This window comes from Haemophilus influenzae (genome assembly GCF_003494325.1).
GTDB lineage: Bacteria > Pseudomonadota > Gammaproteobacteria > Enterobacterales > Pasteurellaceae > Haemophilus > Haemophilus influenzae_I.
The window spans coordinates 41,220-57,878 of record NZ_QQIK01000005.1; the positions used below are offsets into that span (position 1 = coordinate 41,220).

The 16,659-nt window shown below is 39.5% G+C and carries 11 protein-coding genes and 3 pseudogenes; 8 read left to right on the forward strand and 6 right to left on the reverse strand.

All coding sequences use genetic code 11. The features are described from left to right. Positions 1–23 precede the first annotated feature (23 nt). The 4 genes from DV356_RS08290 to DV356_RS08305 form a co-directional block, all read right to left on the reverse strand. The gene (locus tag DV356_RS08290; RefSeq protein ID WP_075913425.1) at positions 24–1,124 is read right to left on the reverse strand and encodes a NapC/NirT family cytochrome c; all 1,101 of its coding nucleotides are present in this window, start codon (positions 1,122–1,124) and stop codon (positions 24–26) included. A 184-nt stretch (positions 1,125–1,308) separates the two neighbouring features. Next, entirely contained in the window at positions 1,309–2,244 is a 936-nt protein-coding gene (locus DV356_RS08295; protein ID WP_118806814.1) for an alpha/beta fold hydrolase, read from the reverse strand. A gap of 53 nt (positions 2,245–2,297) precedes the next feature. Continuing rightward, positions 2,298–3,413 carry an aspartate-semialdehyde dehydrogenase gene (gene asd / locus DV356_RS08300; RefSeq protein ID WP_005650877.1) on the reverse strand — a complete coding sequence of 372 codons (1,116 nt, stop codon included), beginning with the start codon at positions 3,411–3,413 and terminating at the stop codon, positions 2,298–2,300. Between the two features lie 166 nt (positions 3,414–3,579). After that, on the reverse strand, positions 3,580–4,296 hold the full coding sequence (locus tag DV356_RS08305) for an MgtC/SapB family protein (RefSeq protein WP_005650876.1): 717 nt from the start codon (positions 4,294–4,296) through the stop codon (positions 3,580–3,582). Positions 4,297–4,448: 152 nt separating this feature from the next. On the opposite strand from DV356_RS08305, the gene rimO reads away from it, so the two are divergent. Further along, positions 4,449–5,786, forward strand: a complete 1,338-nt coding sequence (gene rimO / locus DV356_RS08310) for a 30S ribosomal protein S12 methylthiotransferase RimO (RefSeq protein ID WP_048950749.1) — start codon at positions 4,449–4,451, stop codon at positions 5,784–5,786. A 62-nt stretch (positions 5,787–5,848) separates the two neighbouring features. Here the strand turns inward: rimO and DV356_RS08315 are convergent, their stop codons facing one another. Next, positions 5,849–6,427, reverse strand: coding sequence for an NAD(P)H-dependent oxidoreductase (locus DV356_RS08315; protein ID WP_048942749.1), 579 nt, complete (start codon positions 6,425–6,427; stop codon positions 5,849–5,851). Between the two features lie 210 nt (positions 6,428–6,637). Further along, a pseudogene (locus tag DV356_RS08320) lies at positions 6,638–7,109 on the reverse strand (oxidoreductase); the annotation flags it as partial. A gap of 961 nt (positions 7,110–8,070) precedes the next feature. On the opposite strand from DV356_RS08320, the gene DV356_RS08325 reads away from it, so the two are divergent. The 7 genes and pseudogenes from DV356_RS08325 (at position 8,071) to DV356_RS08350 (ending at position 16,582) form a co-directional block, all read left to right on the forward strand. After that, a complete protein-coding gene (locus DV356_RS08325) occupies positions 8,071–11,058 on the forward strand; it encodes a type I restriction endonuclease subunit R (RefSeq protein WP_118806816.1) in 2,988 nt (995 codons plus the stop codon). 148 nt (positions 11,059–11,206) lie between these two features. After that, on the forward strand, positions 11,207–12,346 hold the full coding sequence (locus DV356_RS08330) for a Fic family protein (protein WP_112119610.1): 1,140 nt from the start codon (positions 11,207–11,209) through the stop codon (positions 12,344–12,346). Positions 12,347–12,384: 38 nt separating this feature from the next. Then, a pseudogene (locus DV356_RS08335) lies at positions 12,385–12,930 on the forward strand (restriction endonuclease subunit S); the annotation flags it as partial. 107 nt (positions 12,931–13,037) lie between these two features. Further along, positions 13,038–13,109, forward strand: a pseudogene (locus DV356_RS10030) (adhesin); the annotation flags it as partial. Positions 13,110–13,189: 80 nt separating this feature from the next. Continuing rightward, positions 13,190–13,738 carry a restriction endonuclease subunit S gene (locus DV356_RS08340; protein ID WP_239495807.1) on the forward strand — a complete coding sequence of 183 codons (549 nt, stop codon included), beginning with the start codon at positions 13,190–13,192 and terminating at the stop codon, positions 13,736–13,738. A gap of 70 nt (positions 13,739–13,808) precedes the next feature. Then, positions 13,809–14,972: an AAA family ATPase gene (locus DV356_RS08345; protein ID WP_112119611.1), complete on the forward strand. Its 1,164-nt coding sequence runs from the start codon at positions 13,809–13,811 to the stop codon at positions 14,970–14,972. Then, complete coding sequence (locus DV356_RS08350) at positions 14,969–16,582, forward strand: type I restriction-modification system subunit M (protein WP_118806818.1); 1,614 nt, start codon at positions 14,969–14,971, stop codon at positions 16,580–16,582. Before DV356_RS08345 ends, DV356_RS08350 begins: the two co-directional genes overlap by 4 nt. The last annotated feature ends 77 nt before the right edge of the window (positions 16,583–16,659 follow it).

Below are 16,659 nucleotides of genomic sequence, written 5' to 3' on the forward strand. Positions count from 1 at the left end.
CAGCCTCGTTAGATACTCAGTAATTATTTTTTTGCCATATCTTTGGCATTGCGTTGCAGATAAATAGTTAATGCACGCACTTCATCTTTGTTCATTGATGTACGGTCTTTCATGGAATTCACCACACCAATCCATTGGTTAGCCGTGTAATGATCCGCACTAATTGCTGCGTGACAACTACTACATTGAGTTTGATTTAACTGACTACCGTATTGATTAAGTGCGGCTAAATCTGATGTCATTTTTTCTTTTTTAACATTCACCGCAACATTGATTTCTTTCCAGTCAGAATCTGTTACTGCATCATGAACTGTTTTTAATACTTGAACATGATTACGTGCATCTTCATCCAGTAAAGCAAGCGTGATACGTTTGCCTAACTCTTGATAAACAACCGCTTCAGCTCCTACTTGTTGCCAACCATGCAAGGTGCCTTGAACTTGATCGCCATTTACTTTCCATTGCATTAATTCTGCATAAGGCATTAAGCGAACCTCATTTCCTTTATCATTAGTCGCTTTCATCATTTCAGTGGCAAAAATGGCTGAACCATCAGAGAGAGTACCACCTTGTACAGCAGAGGATTTTTGCGCATTTTGATCGCTATGTGCTTCAGGAAGGAAGTGAACAATACCTTTATGGCAATCAATACAGGTTTGCCCATTTGTTTGAGCGTCTGTATGGGTTTGTTTTGCTAATTTAGTTTGTTTTGAAAGCTCCATTGCATCAAAACTGTGGCAACTGCGACAGGTTTCTGAATCGTTGGCTTTCATATCGTCCCACACTCGTTGTGCCATTTCTTCGCGATGAGCTTCATATTTTTCTTTATTCTCAATCTTGCCTTGTGCTTCATACCACAAGTCTTTTAAAGCAATAAATTTCGCTTTGACATAATGCCAACCTTCTTTTGGAATATGGCAGTCTGAACATTGTGCTCGCACGCCTTTTGTATTCGCAAAGTGGCTCGAACCTTCCCATTCTGCTTTTGGATAGCTCATTGAATGACAACTTACACAAAACTCAGTTGTACTGGTTTTATGCATAACCCATTGCGTTCCCCACAATGCTACAACACCGACACCCACCAAGCAAAGTGCGGTCACGATTTTCTTGATTTTTGACATAGACACTCCAACTATACAAACAATAAAAAGTATAACTACAAATAAGTATTATGGATTGTAGGGATATAGTGAGAAAGAAACTATGATCTTGCTCAATAAAAGCTTAAACACTCATGAGATAAAAATAAAAAAACATTACATAAATAAATATATAATGTTTTATATTTAATCTAATTAGGAAAATTTAAGAATGAAGAAATTGATTAATGCGTTCAAGCACCGCTTTTCTCACGTTATCCTTTTCAAAAAGGATTTCATGTTTTGCTTGAGGTACAAGTATAGATTCTGCATAAGGAAAAAGTGCGGTTAATTTTTCAAGATTTTTGTTATCTACTATTTTTTCTTTTTCGGCTTGTAAAATGAGGATTGGAATTTCAATCTTAGGAATAACTTTCGGTAAGCGTTTAATTGCATTCAAACACAAATGTACCCAACGGAATGTTGGTCCGCCAAGATTAATTGCTGGATTTTTACGATTTATACGATTCATCCATTTCATTCTGGTTTTACAGAAAGTTAATTCATTGTATTCCAAGTGGGTTTGTTGATAATCGCCTTTTCCAAAAACATAACGCTCGCCTTGTCCTAAAATATTCATTAGGGCAATAATCAGTTCATCTCTAATTGGATGTTTTAAAGAAATGCCGTAAAAAGGCGAAGAAAGTACCGCTTTATTAATGCGATGATCACAATTCGCCAAATAATAGGTGGAAATCAATGCGCCCATTGAATGAGCAAGCAAATGCTGTGTTGAATAGCTGAAAAGTGCGGTCACTTTTTCGATGATTTTCGCCATATCATCGACATAGAAACGAAATTCGTCTAAATGCCCTTTTTGAGGAATAATACGCTGTGAATAGCCTTGACCACGGTGATCAAATAGCAGCACATCATAGCCTTGATGATAAAAATCATAAGCCAATTCAGTCCATTTCAGCATATTTTCTGCTCGACCATTTACTAAAATCATCAATTTTCTGACCGCACTTTCAGGTTGAATCAAATGACGATAAGCTAATTTTATATTTCGTTTACCAGAAAGATATTGGGTAGGAAATTGCTCAAAAAAAGGCAATAATTTTGCAAGGGCAAATTGATGAAAATGAGGTTCTCTGATCATAATTTTTAATCAAAAGGGCGTAGTAAATACGCCCTTTGTAGTGAAAGTAAAATTTATGCCACTAATTGTTTTAAGATACGGCGAACTGGCTCTGCTGCCCCCCATAATAATTGGTCACCCACAGTAAAGGCTGCCAAATATTCAGGCCCCATAGCCAATTTACGTAAACGCCCAACTGGCACGCTTAATGTACCTGTTACTTTCGCTGGCGTTAATTCACGCAATGTGATTTCTTTGTCGTTTGGAATTACTTTTACCCATTCATTATGTGATGCAATAATTTGTTCGATTTCTTCTAATGGTAAGTCTTTTTTCAGTTTGATAGTGAACGCTTGGCTGTGGCAACGTAATGCGCCGATACGCACACATAAACCATCAACAGGAATTGGATTGTCGCTTAACCCTAAGATTTTATTGGTTTCTGCATAGCCTTTCCATTCTTCTTTAGTTTGCCCTGTTTCAGGAAGAAGTTTGTCAATCCAAGGGATTAAGCTACCGCCTAATGCTGCACCGAAGTTATCCGTTGGGAAGCTATCAGAACGCATTTCTGCAGTCACTTTACGTTCAATATCTAAAATAGAAGAAGCTGGGTCTTTTAATTCACTAGAAACCGCTTGTTCTAATAAACCCATTTGTGAAAGTAATTCACGCATATTTTTTGCGCCTGCACCCGAAGCCGCTTGATAAGTTGCGACAGATACCCATTCCACTAAATCTTTCTCAAACAAACCACCGATAGCCATCAACATTAAGCTCACGGTACAGTTACCGCCCACGAAAGTTTTAATGCCTTTTTTCAAGCCTTCAGAAATCACGTTTTGATTCACAGGATCAAGTACGATAATTGCATCATCTTTCATACGTAGCGCTGAAGCTGCATCAACCCAATAACCATCCCAACCTGTTGCTTTTAATTTTGGATAGACTTCATTGGTATAGTCGCCACCTTGGCAAGTCACGATAATGTCTAATTTTTTAAGTTCATCAATGTCGAATGCATTTTTAAGCTCACCCGCTTCTTTACCTGCAAATACAGGGGCTTTTTGACCTGCTTGTGAAGTGGTGAAGAAAACTGGATTAATATTGGCAAAATCTTGCTCTTGCACCATACGATCCATTAATACGGAACCGACCATTCCGCGCCAACCGATAAAGCCTACATTTTTCATTGTTGTTTCCTTAGTTTGTTGTGTTTGAATAGCATTATTAATTACAAGATAGCGTTAGCAAAATCAAGTATTTTTAATGAAAATTGATCTTTTGTGAAAGAAATTAAATAAAAAATAAAGAAAGTGCGGTTAATTTAAAAGAAAATTTAATTTGACCGCTCTTTTTCTAGTTATCTACTTCAACACTCATTACACCTTCTTCCGCTTTCAACAACGCATACGCATCTTTCAACATTGTGGAATCAATGGAAAAACAACAGATTTGTAACCGCACTTCACCACTACTTTGATCTTTCACTTGTATATGTTCAATACGATACTGATTGTTTACTAACAATTGAGTGACTTTTCCAATACTTTCTGCACCATTGACAAGAATATTGAATTTTGTCCGACGACGTTGTGATTTACGATGTACCCAACGTTGAACCAACGGACTTAATCGAATAGACACCAAAATCATCACAGTTGCAATGACCGCATCGAATACGAAACCTGCTCCAGCAGCAATACCGATCCCCGCAGAAGCCCAAATAATCGCCGCAGTGGTTAAACCTGAAATCGCATCATTTTTCTTATGCAAAATCACACCAGCACCTAAAAAACCGATTCCACTAATCACTTGAGCCGCAAGACGCATCGGATCCGTACGAATATTGTCTGAAACTTGTGCATAATGCTCTGCGGCTTGAATCGAAACAATGGTTAGCACACAAGTGGTGACGGCAATAATAGCGCAGGTTTTTACACCCACAGGTTTACGTTTAAGTTCACGCTCTAAGCCAATAATACTACCAAGCACCATCGCCAAGAGCATTTTGCTAAAAATAATTAAGTGATCAGGATCGAAAAGTGCGGTTAAAAGTAAAGATGAATTTTCCATAATGATAAAAATGATTCCGACATAACCATCTATTCTACATCACTTAGCTTAAAATCTTTACTCTTCCAAGCCTTTAATTTATCGCCTTTCTTGCGAAAATTGAGTAAAATCTTGCGCTTGAAATTTTATAGAGCGAAAAAACGGTTATTTTTATGCAAAATTCAACTCCAAGCATTGGCTTTGTAAGCCTTGGTTGCCCCAAAAACTTAGTAGATTCTGAACGAATCTTAACGGAACTACGCACCGATGGTTACAACATTGTGCCAAGCTATGAAAATGTTGATTTAGTGATTGTGAATACTTGTGGATTTATTGACAGCGCGGTGCAGGAATCCCTCGAAGCGATTGGCGAAGCATTAGAAGAAAATGGGCGCGTCATTGTAACTGGCTGTTTGGGGGCAAAAGAAGACCAAATTCGTGAAGTGCATCCTAAAGTTTTGGAAGTTAGCGGCCCACATAGTTATGAAACAGTGATGGCTCAAGTTCACAAATACGTGTCAAAACCGACACATAGCCCTTACACCAGCTTAGTACCAAAACAAGGCGTAAAACTGACACCAAAACATTATGCCTATTTGAAAATCTCTGAAGGCTGTGATCACCGTTGTACGTTCTGCATTATTCCATCTATGCGTGGCGATTTGGAAAGCCGCTCTATTACGCAAGTTTTGGACGAAGCAAAACGTTTAGCCGAAGCAGGCGTAAAAGAATTACTTGTGGTATCACAAGATACTTCCGCTTATTCCATGGATTTAAAACGCCAAGAGGGCGGTGTAAAAACGGCTTTTTGGAATGGCATGCCAATTAAAAATGATTTAATGACCCTTTGTAAACAGCTTGGCAAACTTGGCATTTGGGTTCGCTTACATTATGTGTATCCCTATCCGCATGTGGATGATTTAATTCCATTAATGGCTGACGGCACACTTTTGCCGTATTTAGACATTCCATTACAACACGCCAGCCCGAAAATCTTAAAAGCAATGAAAAGACCGGGCAGTATTGACCGCACTTTAGAACGCATTAAACAATGGCGTGAAATTTGCCCAGATTTAACATTACGCTCCACTTTCATTGTAGGTTTCCCAGGAGAAACAGAAGAAGATTTCCAATTATTGCTCGATTTCTTAAAAGAAGCCCAACTTGATCGCGTAGGCTGTTTCAAATTCAGCCCCGTTGAAGGCGCACCTGCAACAGATATGGCTGACCAAGTGCCAGAAGATGTGAAAGAAGAACGTTTCCATCGTTTCATGCAATTACAACAGGAAATTTCTGCAAACCGTTTAAAACAAAAAATCGGTAAAACTCTTGATGTATTAGTGGATGAAATTGACGAAGAAGGCATTATTGGCCGCTCCAAAGCAGATGCCCCTGAAGTGGATGGTTTAGTTTATGTAGATAATTTAAGCGGAATCAATGTCAAAGTCGGCGACGTGATTAAAGTAACCATCACAAATTCTGATGAATATGATTTGTGGGGAAGTTGTTAAATAACAACAATCTCAAGGAAATAAACAAAAAATCCATCTTCGTATTGAAGATGGATTTTTTATTAGCCAAACACTTTTTCCAAATGTGCTTGGTAGTCTGATAAATATTGTTCTACTTGTGGATTTTTAACCACATCGTTACATAAGAATGTCGGCAGACGGGTCAAGCCGATGAACTCATTGAGTTTGTGGAAATGCATATACAACACATCCACACCTTTGCCTTCAAAGAAATCGCCTTCGCGAGTAAAGGCTTCAATCGGTGCATTCCAAGTAAGTGAAAGCATATGTTTTTTGCCTTGCAACAAGCCGCCTGTGCCATAGCCCTCGGTTGGATTAACGCTGTGTCTGCCATCACTGTGATATAACTTGCCGTGTCCGCTGGTTAATACTTCGTCTATGTATTTTTTCACTGTCCAAGGTTCGTGCATCCACCAACCTGGCATCTGCCAAATTACGGCATCCATCCACAAAAATTTTTCGATTTCTGCTTCAACATCATAGCCAGCATCGATCACAGTTTCTTTTACATTGTGTCCAAGTGCGGTCAAAACTTCTTTCGCTTTTTTGTGAAGCGTGTGGTTCAACTCGCCGTGAGAATGACCAAACGCCTTACCGCCGTCTAATAATAAAATATTCATCTTTTTGCTCCTAAAACAAATAATTATAAAAAATGGGGCTGCCATTATGCCTTTTTACGTTAATTTTTAAAAGTATATTTGCCTGCCACATTATTTCCAGACTATAAGGAAGACTACAGCCCGTAGGGTGGGCGTAAGCCCACGAAAAAAGAATATTATCAATAATAACTTTTTGAGTTAAACGCGTGAGCTTACGTCCACCTTACATTAACTAACTGCACGGGCTTTTTCGGAGTAATCGATGAAGAATGCTTCGAGTTTGCGGGTGTTGTCTTTGGTAGAGAGTATTTGCGGGCTTTCGTAGTTACCACTGGAAACTTCAATAAAATTAATACCCATTTCCGACAGTTTTTGTACTACTTGCACCGATTCACTTTCGTCAAAACTGCCTTGGAAATCCGCCGAATTAAGTTTTACGCCAACCAAGAAATTTTTGCCCACGGCGGTGCGGATGGCGGTGTAGGTTTCCAAAAGGAAGCGCATCCGGTTTTTTAAACTGCCGCCCCATAGGTCTTGGCGGCGGTTATGGTGCGGTGAGAGGAATTGGCTGATGAGATAGCCGTGCGCGGCGTGTCGTTTTGTGTGCCACCTTTCGCCCATTTTTCGGCATTTCAATGCTACAGTCGCCTGAAATTACCACATCGTTTATCAAATTCTTGCCACTTTCGGTGGTCATCACATTAGCAAAATTCCCAAAGCTCATACATCCTCAGTTCTGAGTATCAGACGCAACCAAAATCGATAGGCGTCAATATATAATGCGGGCTACATCTCTAGTTTCTATTAAACCGAGCGTTCATGACATCTATGTGTTAGGTCATATTACTACCTTATATTGTTCATATGCCACATAATTTTATTTTAACTTCTAGGTGGAGAACAGCGGAAAACATGTCTACCTATAAACTTAAATAACTTCTATTTTCGTCATGCTTATAAAAGCTATGACATGATGGAAAATCACTGACTATAATCTTACTCTATTTTAGAAACTGTTCACCATGTAGCAACATTTGAGCTAGAGTCTTAGTGTTTTGAGCTACGTAGAACCGTACTCTTCGCGAAGAGTTGCGCTACCCTACTCAGGGGCAGAGGAAAAATTATCAATCACATTTATTTTGTGATTCTACTGACATGTATGGGATGCATTCCCCTTGAAGGGATGAGGATGCAATTTTTAACTAATTTGCAGAAATAGATTTTACCATCGCTGATAATTCACACACACTTAAGACTGAGTGGCTAAACAAATCTATATGCGCTAGCTAACATAATGGCCTTAAGTCACATTGATTGGCGCGATTCTATACTGATTGAGAGCTTCAAAAAGAAAATGTAGAAAAACTTCTGTCAGAGAAATGGTCTATCAATTTAGATAAATACCGCGTTAGCGTCATGATTGTATTTAAGTATCTCACAAGAGATTCCAAGCGAGCCAAGGCCCTATCGGCAATGGAAGATATCGTTGATTAGATAAACGACAAAAATGCAGCTCCCATGATCAAGCGAGGCTTATTGAAAAATTGGATTGTATAAACCCAAAACATACGACTCTTTAACAACAAATATGCAGCCAGTTTTTATGTAGTAACTATTTATTTGTATGTTAAAATAATTATAATTATAATTATTGAAACTTTGCCATGACCTACACCGAATCAGCCATCGAACACAAATTCATTCAAAAACTGATCGACTTAAAATACACCCACCGACCTGATATTCACGACCGGGAATCGCTCGAAAAAAATTTCCGTCAAAAATTCGAGCAATTGAACCGCGTCCGTTTAACTAGTAGCGAATTTGAACGCTTAAAACTGGAAATCATCAAGCCTGATGTGTTTTCTGCTGCGAAGCTCCTACGCGAGACCAATACTTTCATTCGCGAAGATGAGACTCCGCTCCACTATACTCTGGTTAATATCAAAGACTGGTGTAAGAATGACTACGAAGTCATCAGCCAACTGCGTATCAATACTGAAAACAGCCATCACCGTTATGACGTAATTTTGTTAATTAACGGGCTTCCGTTGGTACAAATCGAGCTAAAAACCCTGCAAATTCCGCCGATAAAAGCCATTGAGCAGATTATCGACTACAAAAATGATACGGGAAACGGCTACGGTAACAGTCTTTTATGCTTTATGCAGCTTTTTATTGTCAGTAACGAAAGCAGTACCTATTATTTTGCTAACAACTCAAACAAACACTTTAGCTTCGCTGCAGACGAACGCTTTTTGCCCGTTTATCATTTTGCAGACGAAGCCAACAATAAAATCAACCATCTCTACGACTTTGCCGATAAATTCTTAGAAAAATGTACCTTAGGCAGAATGATCAGTCGTTATATGGTATTAGTTGCCAATGAGCAAAAACTGTTAATAATGCGTCCTTACCAAATTTATGCTGTTAAAGCGATTGTGGATTGCATTCATCAAAGTCGCGGTAATGGTTATATCTGGCACACTACTGGTTCTGGTAAAACGCTGACTTCCTTTAAAGCCTCAACTCTGCTCAAAGACAATCCTGATGTCGATAAATGTCTGTTTGTTGTAGATAGAAAAGACCTTGATCGCCAAACCCGTGAGGAATTCAACCGTTTCCAAGAAGGCTGCGTTGAAGAAAACACCAATACCCAAACTTTGGTAAACCGTCTGCTGTCCGACGATTACGCTGACAAGGTCATCGTAACTACTATTCAGAAACTCGGCTTGGCACTCAAAGAAAACAGCAAATACCATAACCAATTAAGCACACTCAAAGACAAACGCATGGTGTTTATCTTTGACGAATGTCATAGAAGCCAATTCGGCGACAACCATCGGGCGATTAAAAACTTCTTCCCGAAAGCTCAGATGTTTGGCTTTACTGGCACACCGATTTTTGAAGAAAATGCCAGTTACAAACGTATTGATGGCACGGATGCTACACTTCAGACGACCTTAGACATCTTTGAACAGCAGTTGCACGCCTACACCATCACCAATGCTATTGACGACGGCAATGTCTTGAAATTCCATATCGATTATTACAAAGCCGAAGGTGATAAACCCGTTTCCGCCACCCATCCTGCCACCAAACAGGCAATTGTCGATTCCATTTTAAGCAAACACGATGCAGCAACGGGCGGCGAGCGCCGCTTCAACGCTATTTTTGCTACCGCGTCCATTAACGATGCCATCGAATATTACGAATTATTCAAGTCTGCCCAAGCTAAGCTGCAAGTAGACAATCCCGAATTTGAGCCGTTGAACATCGCCTGCGTTTTCTCGCCGCCTGCACAGGCAATGCAGAAAGATGACCACAAAAACCAATCCGACATCGTTCAAATGCAGGAAGATTTACAACAGGAAAAATTCGATAATCAAACTGACCCAGAAGGCAAAAAAGCAGCCTTAAAAGCTATTATCGAAGACTACAACCACCAATACCGTACCAACCACAGCATCGGTGAATTCGATGTGTACTATCAGGGTATTCAAAAACGCATCAAAGACCACCAATATCCCGACAAAGACTATGCGCACAAAAACAAAATCGATATCACCATCGTCGTCGATATGCTGTTGACCGGATTCGACAGCAAATATTTGAACACGCTCTATGTCGATAAAAATCTCAAGTACCACGGCTTAATCCAAGCCTTTTCCCGCACTAACCGCGTTTTGAACGCAAGCAAGCCCTACGGCAATATCCTCGATTTTCGCGGACAAGAGTCGCAGGTAGATGAAGCCATCAAACGCTTTTCAGGGCAGGATGCAGAGCGCGCCAAAGAAATCTGGATAGTCGATCCCGCAGAAATCGTCATGACCAAACTGCAAAACGCCATGACTCAACTTGAAGACTTCATGTCATCGCAAGGCGTAGCATGCGAACCATCCGAGGTTTATAACCTTAAAGGCGACAACGCCCGCGCAGGCTTTCTTAACCTATTTAAAGAAGTACAACGTTACAAAACCCAGCTTGGGCAATACACCGATTTAAGCGAAGAACAAAAGCAAGAAATAGAAGCCATTCTACCCACCGATACCCAGCGTGCTTTCAAAGGCGTATATCTGGATATGGCGCAACGCTATAAAGAAAAAACTGGTAAGAAAGACACTGTTTTACCTCAAGAAATCGAACAACTGGATTTTGAATTCGTCCTCTTTTCATCCGCCATCATTGATTACGACTACATTATGCGCTTGATTGCTGAAAATACATCCAAGCCGAAGAAGCAGCAGATGAGCCGAAAGCAATTAGTCGAACTGATTGCCTCTAGCAGCGACCTGATGGACGAAAAAGACGACATTATCGCCTATATCGACAGCCTGAAAGCAGGCGAAGCCCTAAGCGAACAAGATGTTAAAGCAGGCTATCAGGCATTCTGCCAAGAAAAAACAGACAAAAAACTGACCGCACTTTCCGACAAACACGGCATCTCGAACGCAACCCTGTCCGCATTCGTCAACGAAATTATGGATAGAATGATTTTTGACGGTGAAAAACTGACCGACCTGCTTGAGCCGCTGGATTTAAACTGGAAAGAACGTCGTATTAAAGAACTCGCCTTGATGGAAGAGCTCATGCCTTTTCTGAAAAAATTGGCAAAGGGCAAAGAGATCTCGGGATTGAAGGCGTATGAGTAAAAAGTGTGATTTCTCGAAATAACGGCAATTCTTATTTCGAGAAAAACTGTTTTCTCGAAATAACAGCATTTATTATTTTGAGAAAACAGTTTTTCTCGAAATAAGGAAGTGTGTTATTTTAAGGAAAACGTAAAATCAAGGTGAATTTATGTCAGCAACACAAAAAATCGAAACCTTCAAAGCAGGCAAATGGGAAAAACGCTACCAATACAACAGTTTTGAGCCGACGCTCATCAACAAGCCGTGGTCGTGGGAAGATCCCAAAATCAACTTTATGCTGGAGCGGGCAATCAAAGCCTTAGGCGAACTGAATGCTTTTTCACTGATTGTGCCTGATATTGACTTATTTATTCAAATGCATATCACCAAAGAAGCACAAACATCCAGCAAAATTGAAGGCACGCAAACTCAGCTTGACGAAGCATTAATGCCCGAAGATCAAATCCAACCTGAAAAACGCGATGATTGGCGTGAAGTACAACATTACATCAAAGCCATGAACCAAGCGGTTGACGGGCTAAAAACACTACCACTGTCCAACCGCCTGCTTAAACAAACACACCATACTTTAATCAGCGGAGCAAGGGGCAAAGAAAAACTGCCCGGTGAATTTCGCAGCAGTCAAAACTGGATTGGCGGTTCAAGTTTAATGGACGCCGCATTTATCCCCCCGCATTATGAAAACGTACCTGAATTAATGAGTGATTTGGAGCTGTTTTGGCACAATGAAGACATATTTGTGCCACATCTTATCCGTATCGCCATCAGCCACTACCAATTTGAAACCATTCATCCATTTTTAGATGGCAATGGACGCGTTGGGCGTCTACTGATCCCCTTGTATTTAATTGGCCATGGAGTATTGGAAAAACCATCTTTCTATATATCAGATTTTTTTGAGCGCAATCGATCCAGCTATTACGATGCGCTTATGGCAGTACGCCTGCGGAATGATTTGAAACATTGGATTTTATTCTTTTTAAATGGTGTAGAAGAAACGGCAAAAAAAGGCTGTCAGGTTTTCCGTCAAATTCTGGCGTTGCAACAAGAAATGCACACCGTTGTTATGAGTTTGGGCAAGCGGGCAGAAACCGCAAATAGCCTGTTGAAACTGCTTTATACACAACCGATACAGACCGCACAAAACGTAGAAAACAACTTGGGCGTATCGTCATCAACTGCCAATTCACTGTTAAAAGAATTTGAAAAGTTGGGCATTTTGCAGGAAATCACAGGCAATAAACGTGGAAGGATGTATGTCATGACCCGTTATTTGAATATTTTCTAAGCAAAGACTAAAGAGCACAGACAATGAATACAACAAACATGGACAAACAAGACGATAAACAAGAACGTGTTATTCCAAAACTGCGGTTTCCGGAGTTTCAGACGACGTTGGGGTGGGATACATTTAAATTGAAAGATGTATCCACCAGAATATTAGATAAAGTAGGCGATAAGAAATTAATGCCTATAAGTATCACTGCTGGTGTAGGTATTGTTTCTCAAGAAGAAAAATTCGGGAAAAATATTTCAGGAAAACAATACAAAAATTATCTAATTCTAAATAAAGGAGATTTTGTCTATAACAAAGGAAACTCAAAAAAATATCCTCAAGGATCTATATATTATTTAGATAAATGGGAAAAAGTAGCTGCTCCGAATGTTTTTTTATGTTTCAGACTGAAATCAGATCAAGTCCATGGATTTTATCAAGGATATTTTGATAACAATGCTCATGGTGTTCAATTACTAAAATATATTACCAGTGGTGCAAGAAGTGATGGACTACTAAATATTAGTGCAGATACTTTTTTTAATTTAAGCTTTGCCATCCCTGATCCAAAAGAACAGCAAAAAATCGCCGATTGCCTATCTTCCATCGACGAATTAATTGAATTACAAGAACAAAAACTTGCAGCCTTAAAACAGCATAAAAAAGGCTTGATGCAGCAGTTATTCCCAAGCCACAATGATCTGCAAGCAAGCAAGCAAGCAAGCAAGCAAGCAAGCAAGCAAGCAAGCAAGCAAGCAAGCAAGCAAGCAAATAGTTTATCCGAAACTTAGATTTCCGCAATTTAAAGATTGTAAAGGTTGGAGGGTTGTCAAATTAGGTAATGTATTCAAAAGAATAACTTCAAAAAATAAAGAGAATAATCAAAACGTATTAACTATTTCTGCACAATACGGATTAATTAGTCAACTGGACTTTTTTAATAAATCTGTTGCTGCAAAAAATATTACAGGATATTACTTATTGCATAAAGGCGATTTTGCATATAACAAAAGTTATTCCAATGGCTATCCTTGGGGAGCGGTTAAGCCACTGAAATTATACGATAAAGGTGTTGTTTCTACACTTTATATTTGCTTTAGACTTCAAGAACTTTACTCAGAATATGGTTCATTTTTCGAACACTATTTTGAAACTGGATTACAAAACACTGAAATCAGCCAAATAGCTCAGGAAGGAGCAAGAAATCATGGTTTGCTAAATGTTTCAGTTCAAGACTTTTTTGAAAATATAAGCATTTGCCTTCCTTCTCCCAAAGAACAAGAAGCCATCGCCGATTGCCTGTCATCACTAGACAAGCTGATTAACGAAGAAAACGAACAGATAGACCGTCTGAAAGACCATAAGAAGGGACTGATGCAGCAATTGTTCCCTAAAATACAATAAGGAAATAGCGACTATTTTCGCGGCATCACGAAAATGGTCGGTTCAACCAATTGAGAACCAATAAAACGCAATGGCAAACAAAAACAAACAGCAAAACGAAGATCCGTTCAAAGACCTAGTTGATTTAAATGACTTGGCGGGACGACTAAGAAAACAAAACAGCAAATGCCACTTGATTTTTGCTCATAATGGCACAGGGAAAACACGCTTATCAATGGCATTTAAAGATTTGGGGAAACAAGACAATAGCCGTGATACGTTGTATTTTAATGCTTTTACCGAAGACTTGTTTTTTTGGGACAACGATTTGGACAATGATACTGACCGAGTATTGGTATTGAATGACTATTCTCACTTTTTCGATGGTATCGAGAAATTGGAAATGGAAACCCGGATCCGTCCTTTTGTGCAGAAATATGTAGATTTTAATTTTCGGATAACCAAAGAGAAGCATAGAAAAGAGGCTGATAAAGAAGAAATTGAAAGATGGGAGGTTTCTTTTTTCCTGCCCGAAAATCCGGATGAAAATATTAAAGTATCCAGAGGAGAAGAGCATATTTTTATATGGTGTTTTTTCCTTGCCATTCTGCAACTTAGTTTGGATAAAGAGGATGGTTCGCCTTATGAATGGGTGAAATATGTCTATATTGATGACCCGATTTCTTCATTAGATGATAATTATGCAGTTTCTGTTGCTCATAATTTGGCAACAATGCTAAAAGATTATAAAAAAATAAATTATGATCCTAAAAAGGATATTAAATTTATTATATCTACTCATCACGGTTTATTTTTTAATGTATTATGCAACGAATTAAACAAAGCACCCAGATATTTACTCTCTAAAAATACTTCTGATAAATACTATTTCATTAAATTAGAAGGGGATACTGCCAGTTTGTATCATGTAGCTATGCTGAAAGTGCTGAAAGATACGTTGGATAATAATGAACCGCTATATCCTTATCACTTCAATATTCTACGAAATATTATGGAGAAAACAGCAAATTTTCATGGGTTGGCAGGCTTTAAAAAATGTATAGAACTAGACGATGCTGAATTTTATGAACGTCTCATTCCCGTACTTAATCATGGCGGCTATTCTGTTTTTGAACCGAAAGAAATGCTACCTGAAAATAAAGCAAACTTTGAAAAGGTTTTGAGAAAATTATTGGACACATATCCGTTTCATTCAGACTTATTACCCAATTCATTTAAAGAGAGTCAACCATGACCCAAGAACAATTAAATCAACTCGGCAAAACGCTATGGGCAATCGCCGACCAACTGCGCGGAGCGATGAATGCTGACGATTTCCGCGATTATATGCTGTCATTTCTGTTTTTACGTTATCTGTCCGACAACTACGAGCTTGCCGCACAAAAGGAATTGGGGCGGGATTATCCGCAATTGAGCGATGAAGACAAACGCACACCGCTTGCCGTGTGGTATGAACAAAATGCTGAATTCGTCGCTGATTTTGAAAAACAGATGCGCCGTAAAGTGCATTATGTGATTAAGCCCGAGTTTCTTTGGGGCAGCATTGCCGAGCTTGCGCGGATTCAAAGCAGTGAATTATTAAATACTTTGCAAGATGGCTTTAAATATATTGAAAACGAGTCTTTTGAAAGTACGTTTAGCGGCTTATTTTCCGAAATTAATTTAAATTCGGAAAAGCTTGGCAAAAATTACGAAGAACGAAATAAGCGATTAAGCGAGGTCATCAAGAAAATTGCTGAAGGCATCAATGAATTTTCTACCGATAGCGATGCTCTGGGCGATGCCTATGAATACCTGATTGCCCAGTTTGCGTCCGGCTCTGGTAAGAAGGCCGGCGAGTTTTACACGCCGCAGCAGGTTTCCACGATTTTATCGCGGATTGTTACGCTCGACAGCCAAAACCCCGTCAGCGGTAAAAAGAAAAAGCTGGACAATGTGCTGGACTTTGCCTGCGGTTCAGGTTCTTTATTGTTGAATGTGCGTCATCAGATGACGAAAGCAGACGGGCATACCGGCAAAATCTACGGACAGGAAAAGAATATTACCACCTACAACCTAGCGCGGATGAATATGCTGCTGCACGGTGTAAAGGATACAGAATTTACCATTCATCACGGCGATTCTCTGCTCAACGATTGGGATATTCTCAATGAAATGAATCCTGCGAAGAAGCTGGAATTCGATGCCGTTGTTGCCAATCCGCCGTTCAGCTACCGCTGGGAGCCGAAAGAGGATTTGGCAAACGATTTCCGCTTCAAAAACTATGGGCTTGCCCCTAAATCGGCAGCAGATTTCGCCTTTTTGCTGCACGGTTTCCATTTTTTAAGCGATAGCGGTACGATGGCTATCATTCTGCCGCATGGTGTGTTGTTCCGAGGTGGTGCGGAAGAAAAAATCCGCACAAAACTACTCAAAGACGGCAATATCGATGTCGTTATCGGATTGCCTGCCAATTTGTTTTATTCAACAGGTATTCCAGTCTGCATTTTGGTGTTGAAAAAATGTAAAAAAGAAGACGACGTTTTGTTTATCAATGCTGCCGATTATTTTGAAAAAGGCAAACGCCAAAACCGCCTGACAGGCGAACATATTGAGAAAATTGTAGACTGCTACAAATACCGCAAAGAAGAACAGGGTTACTCTCGCCGTGTGTCTATGCAGGAAATTGAGGATAACGGCTACAATCTGAATATTGCCCGCTATGTCAGTAATACTCCTATTGAGGAAGAAGTTGATTTAGATGCTAACCATAAGGTTTTAGTGGATTTGGATTTAAAAATTAGGGAAGCTACAGAAAAGCACAATGCATTTTTGAAGGAGTTAGGATTACCTCTACTGCCTTGATTGTTATTAAAAAGTCGATTGAAATAAGCATTCCAAAAAATGGAAATCAACCAGTGCTAATAAAATAAAAAGGAGGC